Here is a 21977-nt window from a genome sequence, read left to right as displayed (position 1 = left end):
GAGGCGCGCGGTGGCAATGCTCGACGTGCCGCTGTTCCCGCTGCACACCGTGCTGTTTCCGGGCGGCGAGATCGCGCTGCGCATCTTCGAGCCGCGCTATCTGGACATGGTGCGCGAGTGCACACGTGGCGACTCGCCGTTTGGCGTGTGCCTGATCCTCGACGGCAGCGAGGTTGGCGAGCCGGCCACGCCGGCCGCGGTCGGCACGCTCGCACGCATCGTCGACTTCGCAACCACGTCCGACGGCTTGCTCGGCATCCGCGCACAAGGCGCACAGCGCTTCCGCCTCGCGCGCTCGCGCGTGCGCGACTCCGGCCTCGCCCATGGCGACGTCGAGCCGTGGGCGGACGAGATACGTACCGAGGTGCCAGTCGAGTTCCATCTGCTCGCGACCATCCTCGAACGCCTGCTGGAAAAAACCGGCGGCCCGCACGCCAAGGCGCCGCGCGCAGCATTCGACGACGCAAGCTGGGTCGGCTTCCGCCTCGCCGAACTGCTTCCGCTCGACCACCGCGAACGGCAGGCGCTGCTGCAGATGACCGCCCCGCTCGAAAGGTTGACGCAGTTGATGCACACTCTGTCCCGATTCCAATCCGGCTGACACAAAGAGGCAGGCACATGAGTTCGTTGAAAGGAAAAACCCTGTTCATCACCGGCGCATCGCGCGGCATCGGTCTTGCGATCGCGCTGCGCGCCGCGCGCGACGGAGCGAACGTGGCCATCGCCGCGAAGTCGGACGTGGCGAACCCGAAGCTGCCCGGCACGATCCACAGCGCCGCGGCCGCGGTCGAGGCGGCCGGCGGCAAGGGACTCGCGATCCGCTGCGACATCCGCGAGGAGAACGAAGTACATGCCGCGGTCGATACCACGGTTGCCCGCTTCGGCGGCATCGACGTGCTGGTCAACAACGCCAGTGCGATCTGGCTGCGCGGCGCGCTCGATACGCCGATGAAGCGCTACGATCTGATGACTCAGGTAAATTCTCGCGGCACTTTCCTCTGCGCGCAGGTCTGCCTGCCGCATCTGCTGAAAGCCGCGAATCCGCACGTCCTCACCCTGGCACCGCCGCCCTCGCTCGATCCGAAATGGTGGGCACCGCATACCGGCTACACGCTGGCCAAGATGGGCATGAGCTTCGTCACCCTCGGCCTCGCCGCCGAATTCGCCGAAAAGGGCATCGCGATCAATGCGCTGTGGCCGCGCACGCTGATCGCCACCGACGCGCTCAACATGATTCCCGGCGTCGACGCCGGCAACGGGCGCAAACCGGAAATCATGGCCGACGCGGCGCACGCGATCCTGACCCGTCCGGCGCGCGAGGCGAGCGGCCGGTTCTTCATCGACGACGAAGTATTGCGCGCGGCAGGCGTCAGCGATTTTTCCGCCTACGCGGTCGATCCGTCGAAGCCGCTGCTGGCGGACTTGTTTCTGGATTGAGTTGAACGGCGCGGGCCGGACGCCCGCTTCTTGATCTTCGCGATCGCGGACGATCGCAAAGGAAACAAATATGAAATACCTGCATACCATGATCCGCGTCCGCGACCTCGATGCCTCGCTGAAATTCTTCTGTGGGGGACTCGGCCTCATCGAAACTCGACGCATCGACAACGAGAAAGGCCGCTTCACTCTCGTGTTCCTCGCCGCGACGGATACGCCAGACGCGGAGATCGAACTGACCTACAACTGGCCCGATGCCGAAGGCAGGACCGAAGGCTACGGCAGCGCGCGCAACTTCGGTCACCTCGCCTTCCGCGTCGCCGATATCTACGCCACCTGCGCGCACCTGCAGGCGATGGGGGTGACGATCAACCGTCCGCCGCGCGACGGCCACATGGCCTTCGTGCGCTCGCCTGATTTGATTTCAATCGAGTTGCTGCAGGACGGTCACCTGCCGCCGCAGGAGCCGTGGGCGTCGATGCCGAATACGGGGACGTGGTGATATGAGCGGTTGCATCTTCTGCGGAATCATTGCGCAGAGGCTTTCTGCAAGTTTCGTTGCAGAGGATGAATCGACCGTCGCTTTCATGAGCTTGCGTCAACCCGTCCCCGGACATGTGCTCGTTGTGCCGCGCCGGCATGCACCGACGATCTACGATCTGACGCCGGACGAAGGCAGCGCAGTGATGAATCTCGCGCTGCGCGTCGCGCACGGATTGCGCCGCGCCTATTCGCCGGCTGGATTGAACCTGTGGCAATGCAATGGTGAAATCGCGGGGCAGGAGATCGATCATTTCCATCTGCACCTGCAGCCCCGCCAAATCGGCGACGGCATGTGGAATGTCTATCCGAACGGCGTGCCCGATGATTGTCCGCGGGCATATCTCGATGAACTGGCTGCGCAATTGCTGCCGCACCTTTGAGGAATCGATGAGCAACACCACCACCGCCGACCTGCTTGCCGCCGGCAAGCGCTACTACGTCCCGATCTACAAGCCGCGCGAGACGATACTCGAACGCGGGCAGGGTTCGCGCGTGTGGGACCGCGACGGCAAGGAGTACGTCGATTTCGGCTCCGGCATCGCGGTGTGCGGGTTGGGCCACTGCGATCCCGACCTCGTCGCCGCACTGACCGAACAGGCGCACACGCTCTGGCACACGAGCAACGTGTTCTATTCGGAGCCGCCGATCCGGCTGGCCGAGGAACTCGTCGAAGCTTCGCGCTTTGCCACGCGGGCGTTCCTGTGCAATTCGGGCGCGGAAGCGAACGAAGCCGCGATCAAGCTCGTGCGCAAATGGGCCGCAGCGCAGGGCAGGCCGCCCGAGAAGCGCGTGATGCTCACGTTCCGTGGCAGCTTCCACGGCCGCACGCTGGCCGCGGTCACCGCGACCGCGCAGCCGAAGTACCAGGACGGCTACGAGCCGCTGCCGGGTGGTTTCCGCTACGTCGACTTCAACGACCTGGCGCAGGTCGAGGCCGAGTTCGCGACGGGCGCTGTCGCCGCGGTGCTGGTCGAGCCGATCCAGGGCGAAGGCGGCGTGATGCCTGCCGCACCGGGTTTCTTGCGCGGCCTGCGCACACTCTGCGACCAACACGATGCGCTGCTCGTGCTCGACGAGATCCAGTGCGGCATGGGCCGCACCGGAGCGCTGTTTGCGCACTGGCACGACGGTGTCCGGCCCGACGTCGTCACTCTGGCCAAGGCGCTCGGCGGCGGCTTCCCGATCGGCGCGATGCTGGCCGGCGCGAAGGTCGCCGAGGTGATGCAGTTCGGCGCGCACGGCACCACGTTCGGCGGCAACCCGCTCGCCGCAGCCGTCGCGCGCGTAGCCTTGCGCAAGCTGTCATCACCACAGGTCGCCGCGAACGTCGAACGTCAGTCGGCCGCACTGATTGCCGGCCTGCAATCGATCAATGCCGAACTGAAGGTGTTTGACGGCGTGCGCGGCCGCGGCCTGATGCTCGGCGCAGTGCTGACCGATGCGCACAAGGGCAAGGCAGGCGCGATTCTCGATCACGCCGCGCAGCAAGGCTTGCTGCTGCTGCAAGCCGGCCCTGATGTACTGCGCTTCGTGCCGGCGCTCAACATCACTGATCGCGATGTGAGCGAGGGACTTACGCGTCTCGCGCTCGCATTGCGTGCCTTCCTTGTCGCATAGAGGCGTGAATCGGTCGAGCGGATGATCTCGCGCCAACTTTTTTGATCGACAAGCGTAAAAATCACTTGCGTCGCTTGAGGCGTATCACCGCGGAAACGTCCTCGTCGCCGTGGCCTTGCGCCATCAGTTCGGCATAGTCTGCGAGCGACTTGTCGAGCACCTCGTGGCCGACGCCAGCCGCTGCCGCGAGATCGCGCGCGATGCCGAGATCCTTGTGCATCAGCGCGAGCTTGAAGCCGACGTTGAACTCGTTGCGCATCGCCGAAGCGCCGCGTTTATCGAGATACCACGATTGCGCCGCGCCGCCCGACAACGTGGGCAGCAGCACGGCCGGATCGAGCCCGAGCGCTTCGGCCAGGGCGAGACCTTCGCCGATGCCCTGCATGATGCCGGCGATCACGGTCTGGTTGACCGCCTTGGTGTTCTGTCCCGCGCCGATGCCGCCCATGCGCGTGATACGCGCGCCGTAGGCGTCCAGCACCGGCTTGACGCGCGCGAGCGCGGCTTCGTCGCCGCCGACCATGATCGACAGCTTGCCGTTCTTCGCCCCTTCGACGCCGCCCGACACCGGTGCATCGAGGAAATCGCCGCCGGCCGCGCGCATGCGCTTCTGCGCCTCGACCGCGGTCTTCGACGACACGGTCGAATGATCGATGACGATCGTGCCGGGCTGCGCCTGCGCGGCGATCGCGCGCGTCACCTCGAGCACGTCGGCATCGGCCGAGACGCATAGCGCGATCACATTGCAATGCTTCGCCAATTCGCCCGGATCCGCCGCGCCGAGTACGCCGTATTCCCGCGCGAACGCCTGCGCCTTCGCCGCGCTGCGATTGGCGACGCCGACCAAAAGCCCAAGACGCTTCAGGTGCCCGGTCATCGCCCAGCCCATTGCGCCGAGACCAACGAATCCTGCCTTGATGTCTGCCATGCTCGTCTCGATCAGTCTTCCGCCAAATACGTGTAGCCCGTCAGTCCCGCTTCGAGTGCGACGCTCAACCGCTCGGCTTCGCCGCCCGCAATGCCTGCGCGCGCAATCTTGTTCGCGTATTCCGTGCGCAGCGCGGCGAGGTCGTAGCCGACATAGTCGAGCATCAGGTCGGTGGTGTCGCCGCGGCGCAGGTGCGAGAACTCGTAGCCACCGTCGGCGCTGAGGCGCACGTTGACCGCGTCGGTGTCGCCGAACAGGTTGTGGATATCGCCCAGGGCTTCCTGGTACGCGCCAACGAGGAAGATGCCGAGACGATAGGCTTCGCCCTCGCGCGGCGCGTGCACGGGCAGGCTGACGTCGACACCATCGGCGTCGACGTAGTCGTCGATGCGGCCGTCGGAGTCGCAGGTCAGGTCGGCGATCACGGCACGGCGGTCGGGCGCGCGGTCGAGGCCGGCGATCGGCACGATCGGGAAGATCTGGTCGATCGCCCACGAGTCGGGAATCGATTCGAAGATCGAGAAGTTGACGAAATACTTGTCGACGAGTTTCTCGTTCAACTCATCGAGCGCCTGCCGGTGCGCGCGCTCCTCGGGCTTGAGGCGCTGGCGCAGCGCGGTGACGATGGCGTAGTACAGATCGTCGGTGCGTGCGCGCTGGCGCAGCGTGAGCTGGCCGAGCGCGAACAGCGCGTGCGCTTCGCTCCATTGATGTTGCGCCTCGTGGTACAGCTCGATCACCGAACGCTCGCCGATCTCGGTATGGATCTCGCGCAGGCGGCGCAGCGCGACCGGTTCGTCCGCGTCGCGCGGCGGAATGCGGCCTTCAGGGGCGCGTTCGATGTCGCTGACATTGGTGACGAGCACGGCGTGGTGTGCGGTCATCGCGCGGCCGGTTTCGCTGATCACGTGCGGCGGTGCGAAACCGTGCTCGGCGCAGGCCTGCGCGAGCGGCTCGACGATGGTCGAAGCGTACTGGTCGAGGCCATAGTTGATCGAGCAGGCCGAGCGCGAGCGCGTGCCTTCGTAGTCGACGCCGAGACCGCCGCCGACATCGACGTAACGCACCGGCACGCCGAGCTTGCACAGCTCGACGAAATAGCGCGAGGCCTCGCGCATGCCGCTGGCGATGTCGCGCACATTGGAAATCTGCGAACCCATGAACACGTGCAGCAGTTGCAGCGAGTTGGTAAGACCGGTCGCCTTGAGTTCGTCGATCAGCGTAAGCAGTTGCCGCGGCGTCAGGCCGAACTTGGATTTCTCGCCACCGGTGTTCTGCCATTTGCCCGCGCCGAGGCTGGTCAGGCGCATGCGCACGCCGAACAGCGGATCGACGCCGAGCGCTTTTGCTTCTTCGAGCGCGGGTTTGAGTTCCGAGGGTTTCTCGATGACGATGAACACGCGCAAGCCGAGCTTGCGCCCGATCAGCGCGAGGCGCAGGTATTCGCGATCCTTGTAGCCGTTGCAGATCACGATGCTGCCCGGATGGGCGAGCGCGAGCACGGCCATCAACTCGGGTTTGGAGCCGGCTTCGAGGCCGAAGCCCGCGCCGCCAGCCTGCGCCAGTTCGCCGGCCACGCCTTTTTGCTGATTGACCTTGACCGGGTAAACCGCGCTGTAGCCGCCGGCGTAGTCCCATTCCTTCATTGCCTTGGCGAACGCGCCCTGCAGGCGCGACAGACGATGGCGCAGGATGTCGGCGAAGCGCACCAGCAGCGGCAGGCGCGCGCCCTTCACGCGCGCCGCATCGACGATCGCCGGCAGACTGAACGCCGGGCCGTCGGCACCGCGCGGACGCACGATAAGGTCGCCACGTTCATCGACGTCGAAATAGCCCTCGCCCCAGTGCGCGATCGCGTACTGCGCGCGCGCGGCATCGGTGGTCCAGCTCACTATGGTTTTGCTCCAGCAAGATGCGAAAACGCGCTTATTGTAGCGATGTGGGCGAGTCATATTCGCTACGCCCGGCTGCAATCATGCAATCGCCGCAAAACGGCTTGAGCGGCTGCCTGAAGTAGAATCCGTCTTTTCCGCACCGTGGCCGCTCCTTTCCGTGAAACTGCAATTCCCGTTCGTCCAGTTGCCGATCCGGTTCGACGCAGCGGCGCTGGCCGCCGAGGTCGCGACAGTCGACGAGGCGGAGTGGATCGCGCATCCGCAGGGATTCCACGGCAATTCGGCACTGCCCTTGATCGCGCTCAACGGCGATCCGGACAACGAGGGCCTCGAGGGACCGATGCGGCCGACGCCACTGCTCGAACGCCTGCCGTATCTGCGCCAGACGCTGGCCGCACTCGGTACCGTGCTGGGACGCACGCGCCTGATGCGCCTGTCCGGGCACGCCGAGGTGTCGCCGCACGTCGATCAGGCCTACTACTGGGTCGAACGCCTGCGCGTGCACGTGCCGATCGCGACTAGGCCGACGGTGGTGTTCCATTGCGGCGACGCCGCCGTGCACATGGCTGCGGGCGAGTGCTGGATCTTCGACACCTGGCGCATGCACAAGGTCGTCAACGGCGCCGAGGATTCGCGCATCCATCTGGTCGTTGACACGGTCGGCGGCGACGGTTTCTGGGAGATGGTCGCACGCGGCCGTCCGCACGACGTGCGTGCCGGGAGCTGGAACGCGCCGTTGCTTTCCCCCGATGCGGCGGCGCGGCCCGCGCTTGCCTGCGAGTCGTTCAACTTGCCCGGCGTGATGAGTCCGTGGGAGGCACGCACGCACATCGCCTTCCTGCTTGCCGAGGCAGAACCGCATCCGAATCTGCCGCAGGTGCAGCAGGCTTCGATGCACTTCCTGCACCGCTGGCAGGCGCTATGGGCGCAGTACGGCGACAGCGCGGCGGCGCGCGAGCTGTACGAACCGGTGCTCGCGGAATACCGCGGCGCGATCCGGCGCTACGCGCAGGACATTTCATTACGCAATTCGCTCAATTTGGCGGCGCCACTGGAAACCATCGTGGTGCGCGCCGGATTGTCGAACGGTGTGGCGTCGATGCGTCCGGTCACGCGCGCGCGGCCGCAGGCGGAACGAGTCGGTACGGATGCGGAATTCCGGCGGCCCGTGTTCATCGTCTCCGCACCGCGTTCCGGCTCCACGCTGCTGTTCGAGACGCTCGCACGCGCCGGCAACGTCTTCACGATCGGCGACGAAAGCCACCGCCTGATCGAGGGCATCGATGCGCTCAATCCGGTGCTGACGGGATTCGCTTCCAACCGGCTCGACGCCGCCGCAGCGACGCCTGCCGTGAGCGCGACCCTGCGTGCGCGTTTCCGCGCCGAACTGGTCGACCGCGACGGCGGGCCGCCGTACGGCCTGCCGCTGCGCCTGCTCGAAAAGACGCCGAAGAACGCGCTGCGCATTGCGTTCCTGGCGCGCATGTTCCCCGAAGCGGAATTCGTCTTCCTGCACCGCGACGTGCGCGAGACGCTGGCGAGCATGATCGAAGCCTGGCAATCCGGCCGCTTCCGCACCTATCCGCAATTGCCCGGCTGGCCGGGGCCGCCCTGGTCGCTGCTGCTCGTGCCGGGTTGGCGCGATCTTGCCGGCCGGCCCTTGCCCGAGATCGTCGCCGCGCAGTGGGACGCGACCCTGCGCTGCATGCTCGATGATCTCGCCGAACTGCCGCCGGCACGCGTGCATGTGGCGCGTTACGCCGCGCTGCTCGCCAATCCGGCCGGTGAGGTCGCGCGATTGTGCGCGGAGCTCGATTTTGTTTGGGATCGTCCGCTCGACGCCGGCCTGCCGCTGTCGCGCTACACACTTTCGCCGCCGCAGGCGGACAAGTGGCGCAAGCACGAGGCAGCCATCCAATTCGTGCTGCCGGGGTTGGCCGAGACGATCGCGCGCACCGACGCGGCGCTGACCGATTTCGAGAAGCAGGCTAGCTTCTAGACCTCGTAACCGAGCCGCTCCAGCATCGGCTTCAAGATCGGCAGCACCGCTTCGAAGGCCTCGCGGTAGGCGTGCCAGCGGTCGACCGACCTGCGGCTGATGCCTTGGGTGACCTGCGTATAGCTCGGCGTGCTGATGTAGCCCTTGTTTCTCGCGTGTTCGGCATAGCGCTTCAGCGGCTCGGTGTCCGCGATGCCGAGGAAGTGGCCGAGGCGCAGCACATGTTCGTCGAAGCGCTCGACCACCGATTCGTAGCGCCATTCCAGCACGCGCGGCGCGAACACCTCGGCGTGCGCGAACCACTGCTCGAAAGCCGCCACGTACCCGCGCGCCAGGCGCGGCAGCGAGGAACACAGCGCCGCGAACGGCGGCGAGCGGAACGGCAGCATGTAGCAGGAGAGGATCACGTCGCAGGGATGGCGCAGGCACAGGATGATGCGCGCCTCGGGATAGAGGCGCAGGATCATCGGCAGGGCGAGCATGTTGAGCGGATTCTTGTCCACCAACCGCCGCGTGCCGAGATCGGGCACCACCTGGTCCACCAAGCCAGCGTAGACCTGGCGCAGCATGCGCGTCTCCTCGAACGTGAGGTTGGCCAGCCCCGCAGGATAGGGCTGCCCGGCGTTTTCCATGCGCTCGATCAGCTCGTAGACGAAAGCACGCTCGTCCATCGAACGAAATTCAGGATGGGCGTCGATCATCTGCTCGAGCAGCGTGGTGCCCGAGCGCGGGAAGCCAACGATGAAAACCGGGCTTTGCGCAGGCGGCGGCAGCGTGCTCCAGGCGTCGTGTTCGCGGTGCGTGACGCGCTGCGTGGCCATCGGCAGCGAGCGACTCTCGTCCTCGATCACCCGCGGTGCGATATGGCGCAGGGTTTCGAGCTGCGCGGCGTGGGCCAGGCGAATGGCGACCAAGGCTTCGCCGGGGCGCCGCAGCTTGTCGAGCGCGGCGGCGAGACCGAAGGCGGCGCCAGCTCGCGCTTGCGGCGTCTGCGCGCGATCCAGCATCGCCTGCCACAACCCGGCTGCACCTGCATGGTCGCCTTGATGCGCCAGCAGTTGGGCTTGCGCCCGCATGATCTCGTTGGCTACATCGGAATCGGTATCCGGTAATGCGTCCAGCGCAATCTTTGCCAATTCGGCCTGTGCTTCGGCAAGCCGGTTGCTGCGCTCGAACAACCGGCTGCGCTGCGCAGCGAAGCGCTGCGCCATGCGCGCTGCGCCTTCGGCATCCGGCGGCAAGGCGGCCTTCTCGAGCACGCTGAGCGCCATGTCCGCCTCGCCGCGCTCGGTCAGGATGTCGGCCAGCATCAACGCCTGCTCCGCGAGCTGCGGCGGCCACTGCGCGACGCCTTGCAGCATTTCACCCTCGCCGGGCACGTCGCCGCAGGTATGGCAGGCCAGCGCTCCCTGCAGGCGCGCGTCGACGAAGCCCGGCGCGAGGCGCACGGCTTCGAACTGGCTGTCCCGCGCTTCAGGCCAGCGTTGCTGCTGCGCGTACAGCAGGCCGAGGTTGTAGCGGAACTGCGCGTCGTGTGGGGCCAGCTCGATGGCGCGCCGGCAAGCGTGCTCGGCCTCGCCGAAGTCAGCCACCTCGCGGGCCACGACGCCGAGGTTGTTCCAGTATTCGGGCACACCGGGCCTCGATTGCACCAACTGACGCAACATGGCGACAGCCTCGCCGTTGCGCCGCAAAGCGTGCAAGGCCAGCCCGTGCATGAGCAGCACGCCGTCGTTTCTTGCGTGAATCGTCGCTGCGAGCGCGACGACCTGTTCCATGTCGCCTGCGTGGAAAGCTGCGGCAATGCGGGTCGAGACCGGGTCCGGCGCCGCGCGCTGTTGGGATGTTCCGGAAGCCATTTTTGCATCATGCAACAAAAAAACGTCTGGAACGATTTTTGACATCGCGTCAGCGACAAGCCGCAGGGGATCGCCAGGGGCGATGGTGCCGGCTCATACCCTGGTCCTTGATGGCGAAAATCAAAGGGCGACCGTTCTTGGCCGCCCTTCTCAAGAAAAAGCGGGGGGCACGTCCCCGCTTTTTTCTTCCGATCGCCTGAAAAGCTGCGCTTGCCTAGAATTTCACCGTCGCGCGGCCCCAGACATAGCGACCCATCACGTCGTAGGTCGCCGTATCCACGTTGAAGTTCATCCCGTTGTAGATCAGCACCGGCTGGCGATTGAACACGTTGTCGATGCCCAGGTCGAACGAGGTGTGCCACGCCGGGATGGTATAGCCCACCTTGACCGAGTTGTAGGTGATCGACGGTTTCGGATCGGTGCCGGTGCCGGTGTCGACATAGGCGCCGAGCACGGTCAGGCCTTTGATATAACGCGTCTGCCACTGCGCCGACCAGTTGTCGTACTTCCAGTTCAGCGTCACCGTGGCGCGCAGGCGCGAGAGGTTGCCCCATTGCGTAGTGTAGGTGCCCGCATAGTTCGCACTCGATGCGCCGGGGATGTCCACGTTGAAGCTGTTCGTGTAGGTGGTTTCGAATCCCACCCTGAAGCGGCCCGGCACGGCGACTTCCGGCAGCAGGTAGCTCACGTTGAAGTCGACCCCGCTCGTGCTGAGCGTGCCGAGGTTGACTTCCGAAGTGGCGACGTAATAGATGCCGCCCTTGTCGGCACCGGCAGGGTTGCGATGGATCAGTGCGCAGTAGGGGCTGGCGTCGTTGCCCTTGCAGGTTTCGAACACCGTCGACGACGATAGCGGCGTGAGCAGGTCGCTGAGCGAGATGTGCCAGAAATCGAGCGTGGTGGACAAGCCTTCCGCCCAGCTCGGCGAGTAGACGAAGCCCAAGTCGAACGATTTGCCATGCTCGGGCTTGAGCTTCAGGCCCGCCACCGCACCGCCCTCGTACAAGGCGGAGATCTGGCCGCCGCCGCCAGGCGGCGCATAGCCGGGCGGCACATATTGGCAGCCGTTCGGATGCGCGGCGAGGAAGGCCGCCGTCTGGTTCTGGCAGAAATCGGTGTTGGTCGGGTTGGTGAGTGTCGGGCCGTCGAACAGCTCGTCCGCGTTGGGCGAACGGAATACCTGGGTGGCGGTGCCGCGCACCAGCAAATCCTCGACCGGCTTGTATTCGAGTGCGACCTTCCAGTTGGTGGTGGAGCCGGTGATGTTGTAGTCGGAATAGCGCACGCCGACATCGAGGTTCAACGACTTGGCAAACGGTGCGTCGGCGAGCAGCGGGAACAGGGCCTCGCCGAACAATTCCTTCACGTCGAAGCTGCCGCTGCCGGGCGAGCCGCAGGCTTCGGCGGAAACTGCGCAACTCATGGTCGACAGGTCGAGGATCGCATCGCTGGTCACCTGGTAGTCCATCGACTGTTTGCGGTACAGCACGCCGGCCGACAACTGTGCCGGACCAGCGGCCATCTGGAACAGATCGCCGGAGATGCTGAACGAGGCCTCCTTGTTGCTAAGCGTCTTGTCGTACTGCGGGTTGTTGGTGACCGACACCGGCAGGGTGGACTGCACGAATGGGTTGCCGCCGTCGTCGATGGCCTTCTGGAAACCGGCGACGTTGGGTTCGTGGAAGTTCGTCTGGTTGCGCGTCGCGTGGCCGTAGTTGATGTCGGCGTCCCAGAACCAGCCGGTGTCGCCGATCGTGCCCTTGAGGCCGGTGATCAAGTCGATGTTGGTGGAGCCGAAGCTGTGCAGGCGCGTGCCCGCACCGGTCAGACGCATGGACAATGCGTAGGTGGTGACATCCTTCGGGCAGCTCGGGAACGCGGTGTTGCAGAACGTCACGCCGAACGGATTGAACTTGTTGCTGGCTGGCACCATCCAGCCGTCGCCCGTGCTGGCGATCGCCGGCCCGTCCTGTCCGGCCGACGAGGTGTGGTTGTAGAAGAAATCGACGTAGTAGGTCAGCGAGTCCGTGATCTTGTAATTTCCGAGCAGGAACGCGTTCGTGCGCTCCTGTTTGGTCTGAATGTAGTTGTAGGCGGCGTAGTTGAATTTATCGCTGTTGACCAGGCAGCGGTAGTCGCTGAGTGACGTGCCGTCGCCCGAGCCGCGCGTGAGCGTTTTGCACCCGCGCTGAACAGCCAACGGATCGCCGGAGGGAAGGGTGATCCTGCCCGTCGGGACGTTGGACGAACCGACCGGCCCTTGCAGGCCCGAGCTGTACAGGTAGTACTGGAAGGCGGAGAATTTGCGCGCCGGAGCGAGCATCGGGCTGTACTTGTTGTAATTGAGGCCACCGACGATGTTGCCCTGATCGCCTGTCGCGCCGACCGTCAGTTCGATGCCACGGCGCGCGCCGTTACCGTCGGGAGGATAGGCAATGCCGTATCGATCTTTTATGAACTTCTTTCCTTCGCTTGACTGCGACCAGTCCTCAACCGGCGAATAGCCGCCGTTGACACTGACTTCGATTCCGCTGAAATCCTTGCGCAGGATGAAATTGGCCACGCCGCCGATCGCGTCGGAACCGTAGGCCGTGGTGGCTCCCGAAGCGAGCACGTCGACCCGTTCGATCATGTTCGCGGGCAGCATGTTGATGTCGGCATTGGCCAGGCGATGGCCATCGACCAGCATCAAGGTGCGTTGATCGCCCAGTCCGCGCAGCGAGATGCGCGAGGCGCCGTCGCCACCTTCCAGTGTGGGGCTGGCAACGCCACCGCCGTTGCTGTTGTTTGTGGGATTGGTGGCGAAGCCCCCAAAACTCGGCAGGGCCTGCAGCACGTTGCCCAAGGTTGGATTGCCGTTGTCGGTCAGCGCCTGACGACTCAGCGTCACCACGGGACTGGCGGTTTCCGTATCGACGCGGCGGATCAGCGACCCGGTTACCTCGATGGCCTGGAGGGTTTTGGTTTCCTTCGGCGGCGCGGTCTTGTTGTTGTCCTGATTCGCGTCCTGCGCATGTATGACGGCCGCGCTGGACACCAATCCAAGAGACAACGCCAACCGCACCGCCCGCGACAAGGAATTCTGTTTCGTACGCATGATCACTCCCGAATTAGTGGCGCAACAGCAATGAACGGCCCCCCTGCACGACGGGAGCCACCGATGAGATTTTTGGATTGTTATTCCCTACCCCGGAAATATCCTTGCAGGAAATGACTTGTAAAGCCAGCGTAACAATCGAACGCTTGTTTGGGCCCGTCGCCGACGTAGTTCCGCGTCGGCGAACCGATGGCTACAATCGCGCCCCTCCCCTTTTTCCCGCGGAACGCCCATGTCGAACGCACACACTTTCTGGCTCAACGAAGAGCACGAGTATTCCGGCTCCTCGATCGGCTTCCGCGTGACGAAAAAGCTGCATGAGGAAAAGACGCCGTTCCAGACGATCGCGATCTACGACACGACCGACTGGGGCAAGCTGATGACCATCGACGGTTGCATGATGGTCACCACGCGCGACAATTTCTTCTACCACGAGATGATGTCGCACCCGGCGCTGTACACGCATGCGAGCCCGAAGAACGTCGTCATCATCGGCGGCGGCGACTGCGGCACGCTGCGCGAAGTGCTTCGCCACAAGTCGGTCGAAAGTGCGATCCAGGTCGAGATCGACGAGCGCGTGACCCGCCTCGCCGAGCAGTATTTTCCCGAACTGTGCGAATCCAACCACGACCCGCGCGCGCAGTTGCTGTTCATCGACGGCATCCAGTGGATGGCCAAGGCCAGGCCCGAATCGCTCGACATCATCATCATCGACTCGACCGACCCGATCGGTCCGGCCGAAGGCCTGTTCAATGCGGCGTTCTACAAGACGTGTCTCACGGCGCTGCGTCCGGATGGCATCCTCGTGCAGCAGAGCGAATCGCCGCTCGCGCACCTGCCGCTGCTCACCGACATCCGCAACGCGCTGACCACCGCCGGCTTCGAGTCGCTGCAAACGATCTGCTTCCCGCAACCCTGCTATCCGTCCGGCTGGTGGAGCGGCACGATGGCGCGCAAGCGCGGCAAGCTCGACTCGTTCCGCGAGGCCGCCGCCGCCGCGAAACCGTTCGCGACCCAGTACTACAACCTCGACATGCACAAGACCGCACTGGCGCAGCCGGAGTTTCTCAAGCGCGCGTTCGGGTGATTTTCAGCGGCGCCCATCACGATCACGCAAGGTATGTTGTGCTGTCGCGGTTTCCACATCGGTTCGGGAGCGTGTATGCGCAAGCGGGTTTTTTCGTTGCTGGTGTCGGGCGCGAGCCTGCTCGCAGGCACGGGCGAACTCAGTCCAGCGTGGGCCGAAGGCGCTCCATCAGCGGCAACCGGCGATGCCGCCGGGCAAACCGGCCAGACCGACCCGGCGGCCGATCCCGAATCCGCACGACTGAACGAAATCGACAAAACATACCGCGCCAAGCTCGCGCAGACGCTGGGCGCCAGCGCCGACCCGCGCGACTGGGCGCTGGCATCCCTGATCACCGGCGCGCAAACGGAACTCGCCCGGTCGCTCCACACGCGCGCCGCTGACGCTCCCGGCGATGCCCTCGTGCAGTGGATCGTGTTGTCGCAGTCCTCCGCCCGTTCCGCATCGGCCGTTGCGGATGCAGACGCACTGACCCGTCTGCAAGCCATCGAAGCCGGCAACGCCAGCGTGTGGATGTACGCGCTGATGCGCGCGGCGCAACTTCACGATGCGGGCGCAATCGACGAAGCGATGCGCCACATGGCGGCAAGCACGTACACGGACGAGCATTGGTACGATGCGCAAAAGGCGCTGATCGAGGTGTTCAAACGCAATCCACCGCCGGATGAATACTTCGCGCTCGCGTCGTCCGCCCAGTCCACGCCGGGGACGGAATCGCTGACCCGCGAATCCTGGCCTTACTTCGCAAGCGTTGCCATCGTCGCAGCGATGCCGTTGCCGGCGTATCAATCCTTGGCCAATGCGTGCAAGCCGCGCGCCGACTTCCAGCCCGGCGCCGCGCGCATCGGCGACTGCGCGAAGACCGGTCGCACGATGGCGGCGAAGGGCAATACCCTGGTCGCCAATCGTATCGGCTTCACCCTGCTGCGTGTCACCCACGCCTACAACGATGACGACGTGCGGCTTGCGCGCGCCCAAGACTGGATTTGGGAAAAATCCATCGGACTCTACGCCGACACCAGCCGATTGCCGTCCGCAGCAAAGCTGATCGCACGCGTGGACGATCAGAATGCCACCGGCAACGAACTGGAGGCCATGCGCCGCGAACTCGTGCGCGAAGGCCTGCCAACCGAGCCGCCCGCGGATTGGATCGATACGCGTTCGCCCTTCTCCGCCGAGCGCCTGCGCGCCGATGAAACCGCGCTCACGCCGAAGTCGAACCGAGCGCCACCTGCGCCATAAGCGGACTCACTTTTCGGAACGCCGCGCCCGCCAGCGCGCCCAGTTCGCGCTGGCGCAGAAATCGAAGCGGTCGAGCAGGCGCGCGATGAGCTGCGATTCGCCGGCGATCAGCGCCGCGCCGATGGCCATGACCAGCAGCCCCGGCCCCGGCGTCACCAGCATGACGATGCCGACGAGGAGCAGGAGCACGCCGCCGATCACCGCGAAAACCGTGCGCACGAGGTGCGGGCGCGCCTGCCGCCGCCGATGCCGGCGGCGGAAACGTGTGCCGCTGCGTGCGGCGAGGAATGCGCGGAAATGCATGCGCAGCCAGTCGAACATGTCCGCTCCGCCTGAGGGAATCCGACTCTGATGCCGTCGCGGTCGGCGAAGTTCAAGTCCCCGAGGCCCTATCCGCTTTCGATGGACGCAAGCTGAACCGCCTGCCGCGAGGACTGCCGGCATGCGGTTACACTGGACCGACGTATCGATTTGAAGAGGACGGCCATGTCTCGCTTCACAACCCTGATTCTCGCCGCCTGTGCCGTGGCCGGCGCGGGCCACGCCCCGATCGTCGTCGCGCAGAATGCCGCGGCGGCGCCCAAGACCGCGGCCGCGCCGGCGAAGAAGGCCACACCGGCGAAAGCCGCCACGGAGAAGAAGGTGGCGCCAGCGTCGACGGCGCCGGCCGAAGACGCGACGTTCAAGCTGTTCCGCCACGACCTGATCAATCTGCTCGCGCTGAGCGGCGACGCGCGCCGGCAGATCGCCGCGGCGCAGTTCGCCGCGCCCGACCGGAAGGACCCCTCGCGCTCGGCGCTGAAGAAGACGCCGGCACTGGTCAAGCGCGCGCTCGAACTCGGTCCGCAGGACCCGCTCGTGCTCTGGATCGCGGCGTCGAACGCCTGCCTGGACCAGCCGGGCTGCGCCGATCCCGCAGCGCTGAAGACGTTGCAGGGCATCGATGCGGACAACACCGCGGTCTGGCTGCTGTCCTGGCCCGAAGGCAACGCCGAGATGCAGCGCGCCAGCGTCGCGCGCATGGCGCAAACACAGCGCTACGACGACTATTGGGGCACCGACGTCGCCGCGCTCTATCACGCCCTCGAGATCCTGCCGGTACCCAAGGAAATCACCGCGCTCGGCCTGAGCTCGGAAAGCGCGCGGATCAATTTCGCGACCTCGATCGCGAGCGCGTTCCTGCCGCAACCGCTGCAAGGCCTGCATCAGTTCTGCACCATGTCCGACGCAGCCAAGGACGACGCCACGGTGGCCGACTGCGTCGCGGTGGCACGCAAGCTCGAGGCCGGCGGCACCTTCGTCGCCCAGGGTATCGGCTTTGCGATCGAGGAAGCGCTGCTGCAACCGGGTGTCGACAAGGACGTGATGGGAGCGCGCCGGCGCGCGGCCGCGTGGCAGAAAGAGAAGTTCATGGAGCTGTCCGCACGCTTCTCGCGCGAACCCGCGCTCGCCCAGGCCTACGTCGAGGCGCTGGAGAAAGAGCCGGATGCGGCCGCCGCGTTGATCGTCTTCCTGCGCGGACAAAAACAGCGCACCGACCCGCCGGGCGACTGGCAGCCGACGCCGGCGGCGACTGCGCCCGATCCATCGGCCGCCCCTGCATTACCCCCCGCAGCACCCGGGCAGCCCTAGCCGGAGTGCGGGTCGCCGTGTACTCTTGCGCGACGATTGTTGCCCAGGAGTAGCGCGATGCTGAAGATTCTGGTGGCCAATTCGAAAGGTGGTTGCGGCAAGTCCACGGTGGCGACCAATCTCGCCGCGCACTACGCGCAGGACGGCAAGAATACGCTGCTCGTCGACGCCGACCGCCAGGGTTCCAGCCAAAGCTGGTGCGAGAAGCGCGCCGGCTACAGCACGCCGGTGCTGCCACTCGCCGGCACGCGCGCGGACTGGCGCTCGCATGTACCCAAGGGCACCCAGCGCCTGATCGTCGATGCGCCGGCGGCGATCCGGCCGCAGGACGTCGACGCCTTCCTCGACGACATCGATGCCGTGCTGATTCCGATACTGCCCTCGCGCTTCGACCTCGAAGCGAGCCAGCATTTCATCGACGGCGTCGCCGCGCTGGCACGGGTCAAGCGCGGCAAGGTCGCGGTCGGCATCGTCGCCAACCGGCTCAAGCCGTGGACCACGGCCTCGCAACTCGCGCTCGAGGAGATGAAGGCGCTGCCGTTCCCGGTCGTGGCGCAGATCCGCGATTCGCAGGGCTACGTGCTGATGGCCGGCCTCGGCAGGAGCATCTTCGACTATGCCTCCGAAGCCGCGCGCTCGCACCAGGAAGACTGGAACAAGCTGCTGCGCTGGCTGAAGAAGCTCGGCTGAGCCCCGCCCGCGGCACCATGCCTTCCCGATCGCCCTCCTTCCATCGACCTTCGTACAAGCAGATCCTGGCATGACCCGAGAACTGATCCTGCTGCGCCATGCCCACGCCGAGAGCGCGAAACCGGGCGAGGACGACGCGCAGCGCGCGTTGTCAGCACGCGGCATCGCCGAAGCCGAGGGCGCCGGCGCCTGGCTGCACAGTCACCGGGCGCTGCCCACGCGCGTGCTCTGTTCGCCGGCACGGCGCACGCGGCAAACGCTGGAGCATGCGCTCGGCGAGGTCGGCGCGGTGAGCGAACCGCGCATCTATGAGGCGACCGCGGGCGAGTTGATCGCGTTGATCGACGAGCATGCCGGCGCCGAACGCCTGCTCCTGGTCGGCCACAATCCGGGCTTTGAAACCGTGGTCGCGCTGCTGACCACCGGCCAGTCCGGCGACTTCCGCGGCATGCCGCCGGGAGGGGTCGCCTGGATCGAACTCGGCGATACGGTCGAACCCGGCGCGGGTCGGCTCAAGGCGTTCTGGGCGCCCTGAGCGAGCGACCCTGGCCATCCTGTCCGCCGCAGGTCGCGCCAGGCATGACGACAAGCCCCACACCGGCACCGCGGCGCAGGCGGATGGTCGCGGTCCACGCCGCGCTCGCCGGGCTGCTGCTTGGCCTCGTCGCCGCCGCCGGCGCCGCGGAACGCTTTCAGTACCTCGCGCTGGACCCCACGCGCTCGCATGTCGACTTCGAGGTGAAGGTGCTCTGGCTCGTCGGCGTACACGGTCGCTTCGGCAGCGTGCGCGGCATGATCACGATCGACCATTTCCGCAATGCAGCGACGGTGGAGGCGCAGATCGACGCGCGCATCGTCGCGATGCGCAACCGCAACCACGAACAATGGGTCAAGTCCGCCGAATTCTTCGATGCCGCACACTATCCGCAAATCACGTTCGTCTCCGATGCGATTCCGCTTCAGCGCCTGCAGGCGGGCGGCGACGTCGACGGCGTGCTCACCCTGCGCGGGATGAGCAAACGCGTGCGCTTCGAACTGGTCAAGCCCGACTGCCCGGCGGCGAGTGGCGACGACTGCCCGGTCGAAGCCCAGGGCAGCATCCGCCGCAGCGACTTCGGTATGAGCTCGCGCCGCGGCACGCTGTCCGACAAGGTCGAACTGAGTTTCTCGATCGCGACCCGCCCCATGCCAGGCGACAGGCAGCCGTGATGGGCCCGGCTCGAGAACGCTTGACACGGATTTGCACGGATCGAGGCGGGCAAGATCCGATCGCACAAGGGCAAATGAACCTCGTTGTGCGCTTTTGTCCGCGTCCACGCGCTTTCCTCCGCATCATATCCGCCGTGTTTTGCGTGGCCGCGCTCGTCGCGGCGGCAGGCTGCGCGATCGACCCGATCCACGCGCGGCGCGCAGCGGCGACCGCGAGCGCGGCCCAGGATCACACGCTGGACTGCGCGCCCGCACGCAGCGACACCTGCGCGATCGATTCGCCCTACCGCGCGCTCGCCTCGGCAGCGCTGCAGCAGTCGACGCCGACGGCGCCCGTGCACTACGTCAACCTGATCGAACGCGGCGAGGACGCGCTGCTGCTGCGCGTGCACCTGATCCGCAGCGCGCGGCGCAGCATCGAGATCCAGACCTTCATCTTCAGCGAAGACGACGCCGGCACCCTCATGCTCGACGAACTGGTCGCGGCGGCGCGTCGCGGCGTCCAGGTGCGCTTGATCGCCGACCAGCTGTTTTCGCTGGCCGATGCCTCGATGTACGCCGCACTCGCGCGCGCGCACGCCAACTTCGAGTTCCGCGTCTACAACCCTACCTTTCACAAAGCCTCGACGCCGCCGCTGGAATTCGCCGCCGGGGTGCTCTGCTGCTTCTGGCGCTTCAACCAGCGCATGCACGACAAGATGCTGCTGGTCGACGACAGCATCGGCATCGTCGGCGGGCGCAACTACGAAAACCGCTACTTCGACTGGGACGGTGAATTCGACTACCGCGACCGCGACCTGCTCGCCGCCGGTCCGGTCGGCGCGACGATGCGCGCCTCGTTCGATGCGTTCTGGAATTCCGCTTACACCGTGCCGCTGAGCCGCCTGCGCGACGTCGCCGGCAGCATCCTCACCGCCGGCGTCGACGCGCCGCGCTACACGACGCACGCCTATCGCAATGCGGCGCGAGTCGCCGCGCTGTCGCGCCGCGCCGACGACGCCGAGTTCATCCGCGCCAATTTCAGCGCCGATGCGCTGCGCGTCGGCCGCGTGGACTACTTCTCCGACCTGCCCGGCAAGCCGTCGCCGGGCATGGCCCGGCGCGAGTCGACGCGCCCGCTGGTCGCGCTGCTGCGTGCGGCGAAATCCGAGATCGTGCTGCAGACACCGTACCTCGTGCTCAGCTCCACGGCGAGGAGCCTGTTCCGCGAACTGCACGCGCGCCCCGCGCCACCGCGCGTGATCGTCTCGACCAATTCGCTCGCGGCGACCGATGCGTTCTACGTCTACGCGTTGTCGTACAAGTACAAGAAGCGCTATCTCAAGCTCGGCTTCGAAATCCACGAATTCAAGCCGTTCCCGGCCGAGGCGGCGGAACTGATCGCCAACTACACCGAACTCGGCGCGGCCCCGCCCGAACCCGTGAAAACGGTGCGCCAGCGTGCGCGCGGCAAGTTCCGCAATGCACCGCTCAAACATGCCGGCGTGCGCGTCGGCCTGCACGCGAAGTCGATGGTGATCGACGGCGCGATCGCGGTGATCGGATCGCACAATTTCGATCCGCGCTCGGAGAAGTACAACACCGAAGCCGGCTTCATCGTGCACGACGCCGCGCTCGCCGCGCGCCTGCGCGACGCCATCCTGCGCGACGCCCGGCCCGGCAACGCCTGGACGATCGCCAAACGCCCACGCACGCGCATCCTCGGCGGCCTCAACAACGCGATCGCCAACCTGTCCGCGGCGCTGCCGATCTTCGATCTGTGGCCGTTCCGCTACGCTTCGAGCTTCGAGTTCGACCCGACCGGCATGAACGGCACCTGCCGGCCCATTGCGCCCGGCGATGCGGATTTCTACGCCTGTTACCACGACGTCGGCGACTTTCCCGAGGTCAACCTGCCGCTGAAGACGATCTACACGCGCATCGTGACCGCTTTCGGCGCCGGACTGGTGTCGATCATGTGAAACGCCGCCGCGGCCCCCTTTGCCTGCCGCGCCGGAAACCGATTGACGCGGCCCGGCGCGCTGGATACGCTCACGGGTCTTCGGGGATTAACGGACCAGTGCCATGTCATTGCAGATCACGATCGACCTCAACGATGCCGACCTCCAGTTCTTCATCGACGCGGCCAAGCGCGCGCAGACCAAGGTTTGCAACCTGAACCCGAAGCAGATCACCGACTCGGCCAGCAAGCTGCTCGTTGACTCGAAGAACGTGCGCGTGCCCGAATTCATCGCCTCGCGTCTGACCAAGCTCAATTCGATGATCAACATGGTCAACGATGCCGGCTGGGACCTGACCGAAGCCGACAAAAAGCGCGTGCTCGCCGCACTGTGCTATTTCGCCGACCCGGACGACGTGATCCCGGACAACGTGCCCGTGCTCGGCTTCCTCGACGATGCGATCATGATCGAGTTGTGCCAGCGCGAGCTCAAGCACGAAATCGACGCCTACGAGGAATTCGTCGCCCATCGCGCCAGCGAAGCCAAGCGCCGCGGCGTCGATGTCTCCACGATCCACATGCAGCGCGTGGACTGGCTCGAAGATCGTCGTGCCGAACTGCACGCGCGCATGCAGGCGCGGCGCACCGAGTCCTATGTGCCGACGAGCTTCTCGCAGGCGCTGTTCCGCGTGACTTGATTTTCGCGGTCCTGGCGGACGGCGCGGGCGGGACACTCCGCCAAAAAAACAAGCTTCCATTCGTCCACAGGACGAGTGGAAGCTTTTGCCATTGGCCCGGACCAC

General features: G+C 65.9%; 19 protein-coding genes. 14 read left to right on the top strand and 5 right to left on the bottom strand.

The window, feature by feature from the left end:
• The first annotated feature begins 16 nt into the window (after positions 1-16).
• The 5 genes from AC16HO_RS11200 to AC16HO_RS11180 all read left to right on the top strand — a co-directional run bounded on the left by AC16HO_RS11200 (position 17) and on the right by AC16HO_RS11180 (position 3597).
• Positions 17-601: an LON peptidase substrate-binding domain-containing protein gene (locus tag AC16HO_RS11200; RefSeq protein ID WP_395643425.1), complete on the top strand. Its 585-nt coding sequence runs from the start codon at positions 17-19 to the stop codon at positions 599-601.
• Positions 602-618: 17 nt separating this feature from the next.
• A complete protein-coding gene (locus AC16HO_RS11195) occupies positions 619-1437 on the top strand; it encodes an SDR family oxidoreductase (RefSeq protein WP_395643268.1) in 819 nt (272 codons plus the stop codon).
• Between the two features lie 70 nt (positions 1438-1507).
• A complete protein-coding gene (locus AC16HO_RS11190) occupies positions 1508-1939 on the top strand; it encodes a VOC family protein (RefSeq protein WP_395643269.1) in 432 nt (143 codons plus the stop codon).
• A 1-nt stretch (position 1940) separates the two neighbouring features.
• Entirely contained in the window at positions 1941-2360 is a 420-nt protein-coding gene (locus AC16HO_RS11185) for an HIT family protein (RefSeq protein ID WP_395643270.1), read from the top strand.
• 7 nt (positions 2361-2367) lie between these two features.
• Complete coding sequence (locus AC16HO_RS11180; RefSeq protein ID WP_395643271.1) at positions 2368-3597, top strand: acetylornithine transaminase; 1230 nt, start codon at positions 2368-2370, stop codon at positions 3595-3597.
• A gap of 61 nt (positions 3598-3658) precedes the next feature.
• On the opposite strand, the gene AC16HO_RS11175 is transcribed toward AC16HO_RS11180, so the two are convergent.
• Positions 3659-4525, bottom strand: a complete 867-nt coding sequence (locus AC16HO_RS11175; RefSeq protein ID WP_395643272.1) for an NAD(P)-dependent oxidoreductase — start codon at positions 4523-4525, stop codon at positions 3659-3661.
• 11 nt (positions 4526-4536) lie between these two features.
• Entirely contained in the window at positions 4537-6420 is a 1884-nt protein-coding gene (gene speA, locus AC16HO_RS11170; protein WP_395643426.1) for an arginine decarboxylase, read from the bottom strand.
• 157 nt (positions 6421-6577) lie between these two features.
• On the opposite strand from speA, the gene AC16HO_RS11165 reads away from it, so the two are divergent.
• On the top strand, positions 6578-8419 hold the full coding sequence (locus AC16HO_RS11165) for a sulfotransferase (RefSeq protein WP_395643273.1): 1842 nt from the start codon (positions 6578-6580) through the stop codon (positions 8417-8419).
• Here AC16HO_RS11165 and AC16HO_RS11160 read toward each other — a convergent pair.
• Together AC16HO_RS11160 and AC16HO_RS11155 are read right to left on the bottom strand one after the other, a co-directional pair.
• On the bottom strand, positions 8416-10197 hold the full coding sequence (locus AC16HO_RS11160) for a sulfotransferase family protein (protein WP_484335436.1): 1782 nt from the start codon (positions 10195-10197) through the stop codon (positions 8416-8418). The genes AC16HO_RS11165 and AC16HO_RS11160 overlap by 4 nt on opposite strands.
• 295 nt (positions 10198-10492) lie before the next feature.
• Entirely contained in the window at positions 10493-13375 is a 2883-nt protein-coding gene (locus AC16HO_RS11155; protein WP_395643275.1) for a TonB-dependent receptor domain-containing protein, read from the bottom strand.
• 232 nt (positions 13376-13607) lie between these two features.
• Between AC16HO_RS11155 and speE the strand changes: the two genes are divergently transcribed.
• Both speE and AC16HO_RS11145 read left to right on the top strand, forming a co-directional pair.
• Positions 13608-14462, top strand: coding sequence for a polyamine aminopropyltransferase (speE, locus tag AC16HO_RS11150; RefSeq protein ID WP_395643276.1), 855 nt, complete (start codon positions 13608-13610; stop codon positions 14460-14462).
• 75 nt (positions 14463-14537) lie between these two features.
• Positions 14538-15704: a hypothetical protein gene (locus tag AC16HO_RS11145; protein ID WP_395643277.1), complete on the top strand. Its 1167-nt coding sequence runs from the start codon at positions 14538-14540 to the stop codon at positions 15702-15704.
• Between the two features lie 6 nt (positions 15705-15710).
• Here the strand turns inward: AC16HO_RS11145 and AC16HO_RS11140 are convergent, their stop codons facing one another.
• Positions 15711-16025, bottom strand: coding sequence for a PGPGW domain-containing protein (locus tag AC16HO_RS11140; protein ID WP_395643278.1), 315 nt, complete (start codon positions 16023-16025; stop codon positions 15711-15713).
• A gap of 165 nt (positions 16026-16190) precedes the next feature.
• Here AC16HO_RS11140 and AC16HO_RS11135 point away from each other — a divergent pair, with 165 nt between their 5' ends.
• The 6 genes from AC16HO_RS11135 to AC16HO_RS11110 all read left to right on the top strand — a co-directional run bounded on the left by AC16HO_RS11135 (position 16191) and on the right by AC16HO_RS11110 (position 21872).
• Entirely contained in the window at positions 16191-17336 is a 1146-nt protein-coding gene (locus AC16HO_RS11135; RefSeq protein WP_395643279.1) for a hypothetical protein, read from the top strand.
• Between the two features lie 57 nt (positions 17337-17393).
• A complete protein-coding gene (locus AC16HO_RS11130; protein ID WP_395643280.1) occupies positions 17394-18026 on the top strand; it encodes a nucleotide-binding protein in 633 nt (210 codons plus the stop codon).
• Between the two features lie 70 nt (positions 18027-18096).
• Positions 18097-18561, top strand: coding sequence for a SixA phosphatase family protein (locus tag AC16HO_RS11125; RefSeq protein WP_395643281.1), 465 nt, complete (start codon positions 18097-18099; stop codon positions 18559-18561).
• A gap of 44 nt (positions 18562-18605) precedes the next feature.
• Positions 18606-19235, top strand: a complete 630-nt coding sequence (locus AC16HO_RS11120) for a YceI family protein (protein ID WP_395643282.1) — start codon at positions 18606-18608, stop codon at positions 19233-19235.
• 143 nt (positions 19236-19378) lie between these two features.
• Entirely contained in the window at positions 19379-21196 is a 1818-nt protein-coding gene (locus tag AC16HO_RS11115; RefSeq protein WP_395643283.1) for a phospholipase D family protein, read from the top strand.
• Between the two features lie 103 nt (positions 21197-21299).
• Positions 21300-21872, top strand: a complete 573-nt coding sequence (locus AC16HO_RS11110) for a YkvA family protein (RefSeq protein WP_395643284.1) — start codon at positions 21300-21302, stop codon at positions 21870-21872.
• Positions 21873-21977: the final 105 nt, after the last annotated feature.

Source organism: Rudaea sp., from assembly GCF_057139185.1.
This window is presented reverse-complemented; position numbering and strand designations above follow the sequence as displayed.

Coding starts and splice junctions, on each gene's coding strand:
- AC16HO_RS11200 (WP_395643425.1), top strand. CDS start 17: ATGCTCGACGTGCCGCTGTTCCCGCTGCACACCGTGCTGTTTCCGGGC.
- AC16HO_RS11195 (WP_395643268.1), top strand. CDS start 619: ATGAGTTCGTTGAAAGGAAAAACCCTGTTCATCACCGGCGCATCGCGC.
- AC16HO_RS11190 (WP_395643269.1), top strand. CDS start 1,508: ATGAAATACCTGCATACCATGATCCGCGTCCGCGACCTCGATGCCTCG.
- AC16HO_RS11185 (WP_395643270.1), top strand. CDS start 1,941: ATGAGCGGTTGCATCTTCTGCGGAATCATTGCGCAGAGGCTTTCTGCA.
- AC16HO_RS11180 (WP_395643271.1), top strand. CDS start 2,368: ATGAGCAACACCACCACCGCCGACCTGCTTGCCGCCGGCAAGCGCTAC.
- AC16HO_RS11175 (WP_395643272.1), bottom strand. CDS start 4,525: ATGGCAGACATCAAGGCAGGATTCGTTGGTCTCGGCGCAATGGGCTGG.
- AC16HO_RS11160 (WP_484335436.1), bottom strand. CDS start 10,197: ATGGAACAGGTCGTCGCGCTCGCAGCGACGATTCACGCAAGAAACGAC.
- AC16HO_RS11155 (WP_395643275.1), bottom strand. CDS start 13,375: ATGCGTACGAAACAGAATTCCTTGTCGCGGGCGGTGCGGTTGGCGTTG.
- speE (WP_395643276.1), top strand. CDS start 13,608: ATGTCGAACGCACACACTTTCTGGCTCAACGAAGAGCACGAGTATTCC.
- AC16HO_RS11145 (WP_395643277.1), top strand. CDS start 14,538: ATGCGCAAGCGGGTTTTTTCGTTGCTGGTGTCGGGCGCGAGCCTGCTC.
- AC16HO_RS11140 (WP_395643278.1), bottom strand. CDS start 16,025: ATGTTCGACTGGCTGCGCATGCATTTCCGCGCATTCCTCGCCGCACGC.
- AC16HO_RS11135 (WP_395643279.1), top strand. CDS start 16,191: ATGTCTCGCTTCACAACCCTGATTCTCGCCGCCTGTGCCGTGGCCGGC.
- AC16HO_RS11130 (WP_395643280.1), top strand. CDS start 17,394: ATGCTGAAGATTCTGGTGGCCAATTCGAAAGGTGGTTGCGGCAAGTCC.
- AC16HO_RS11125 (WP_395643281.1), top strand. CDS start 18,097: ATGACCCGAGAACTGATCCTGCTGCGCCATGCCCACGCCGAGAGCGCG.
- AC16HO_RS11120 (WP_395643282.1), top strand. CDS start 18,606: ATGACGACAAGCCCCACACCGGCACCGCGGCGCAGGCGGATGGTCGCG.
- AC16HO_RS11110 (WP_395643284.1), top strand. CDS start 21,300: ATGTCATTGCAGATCACGATCGACCTCAACGATGCCGACCTCCAGTTC.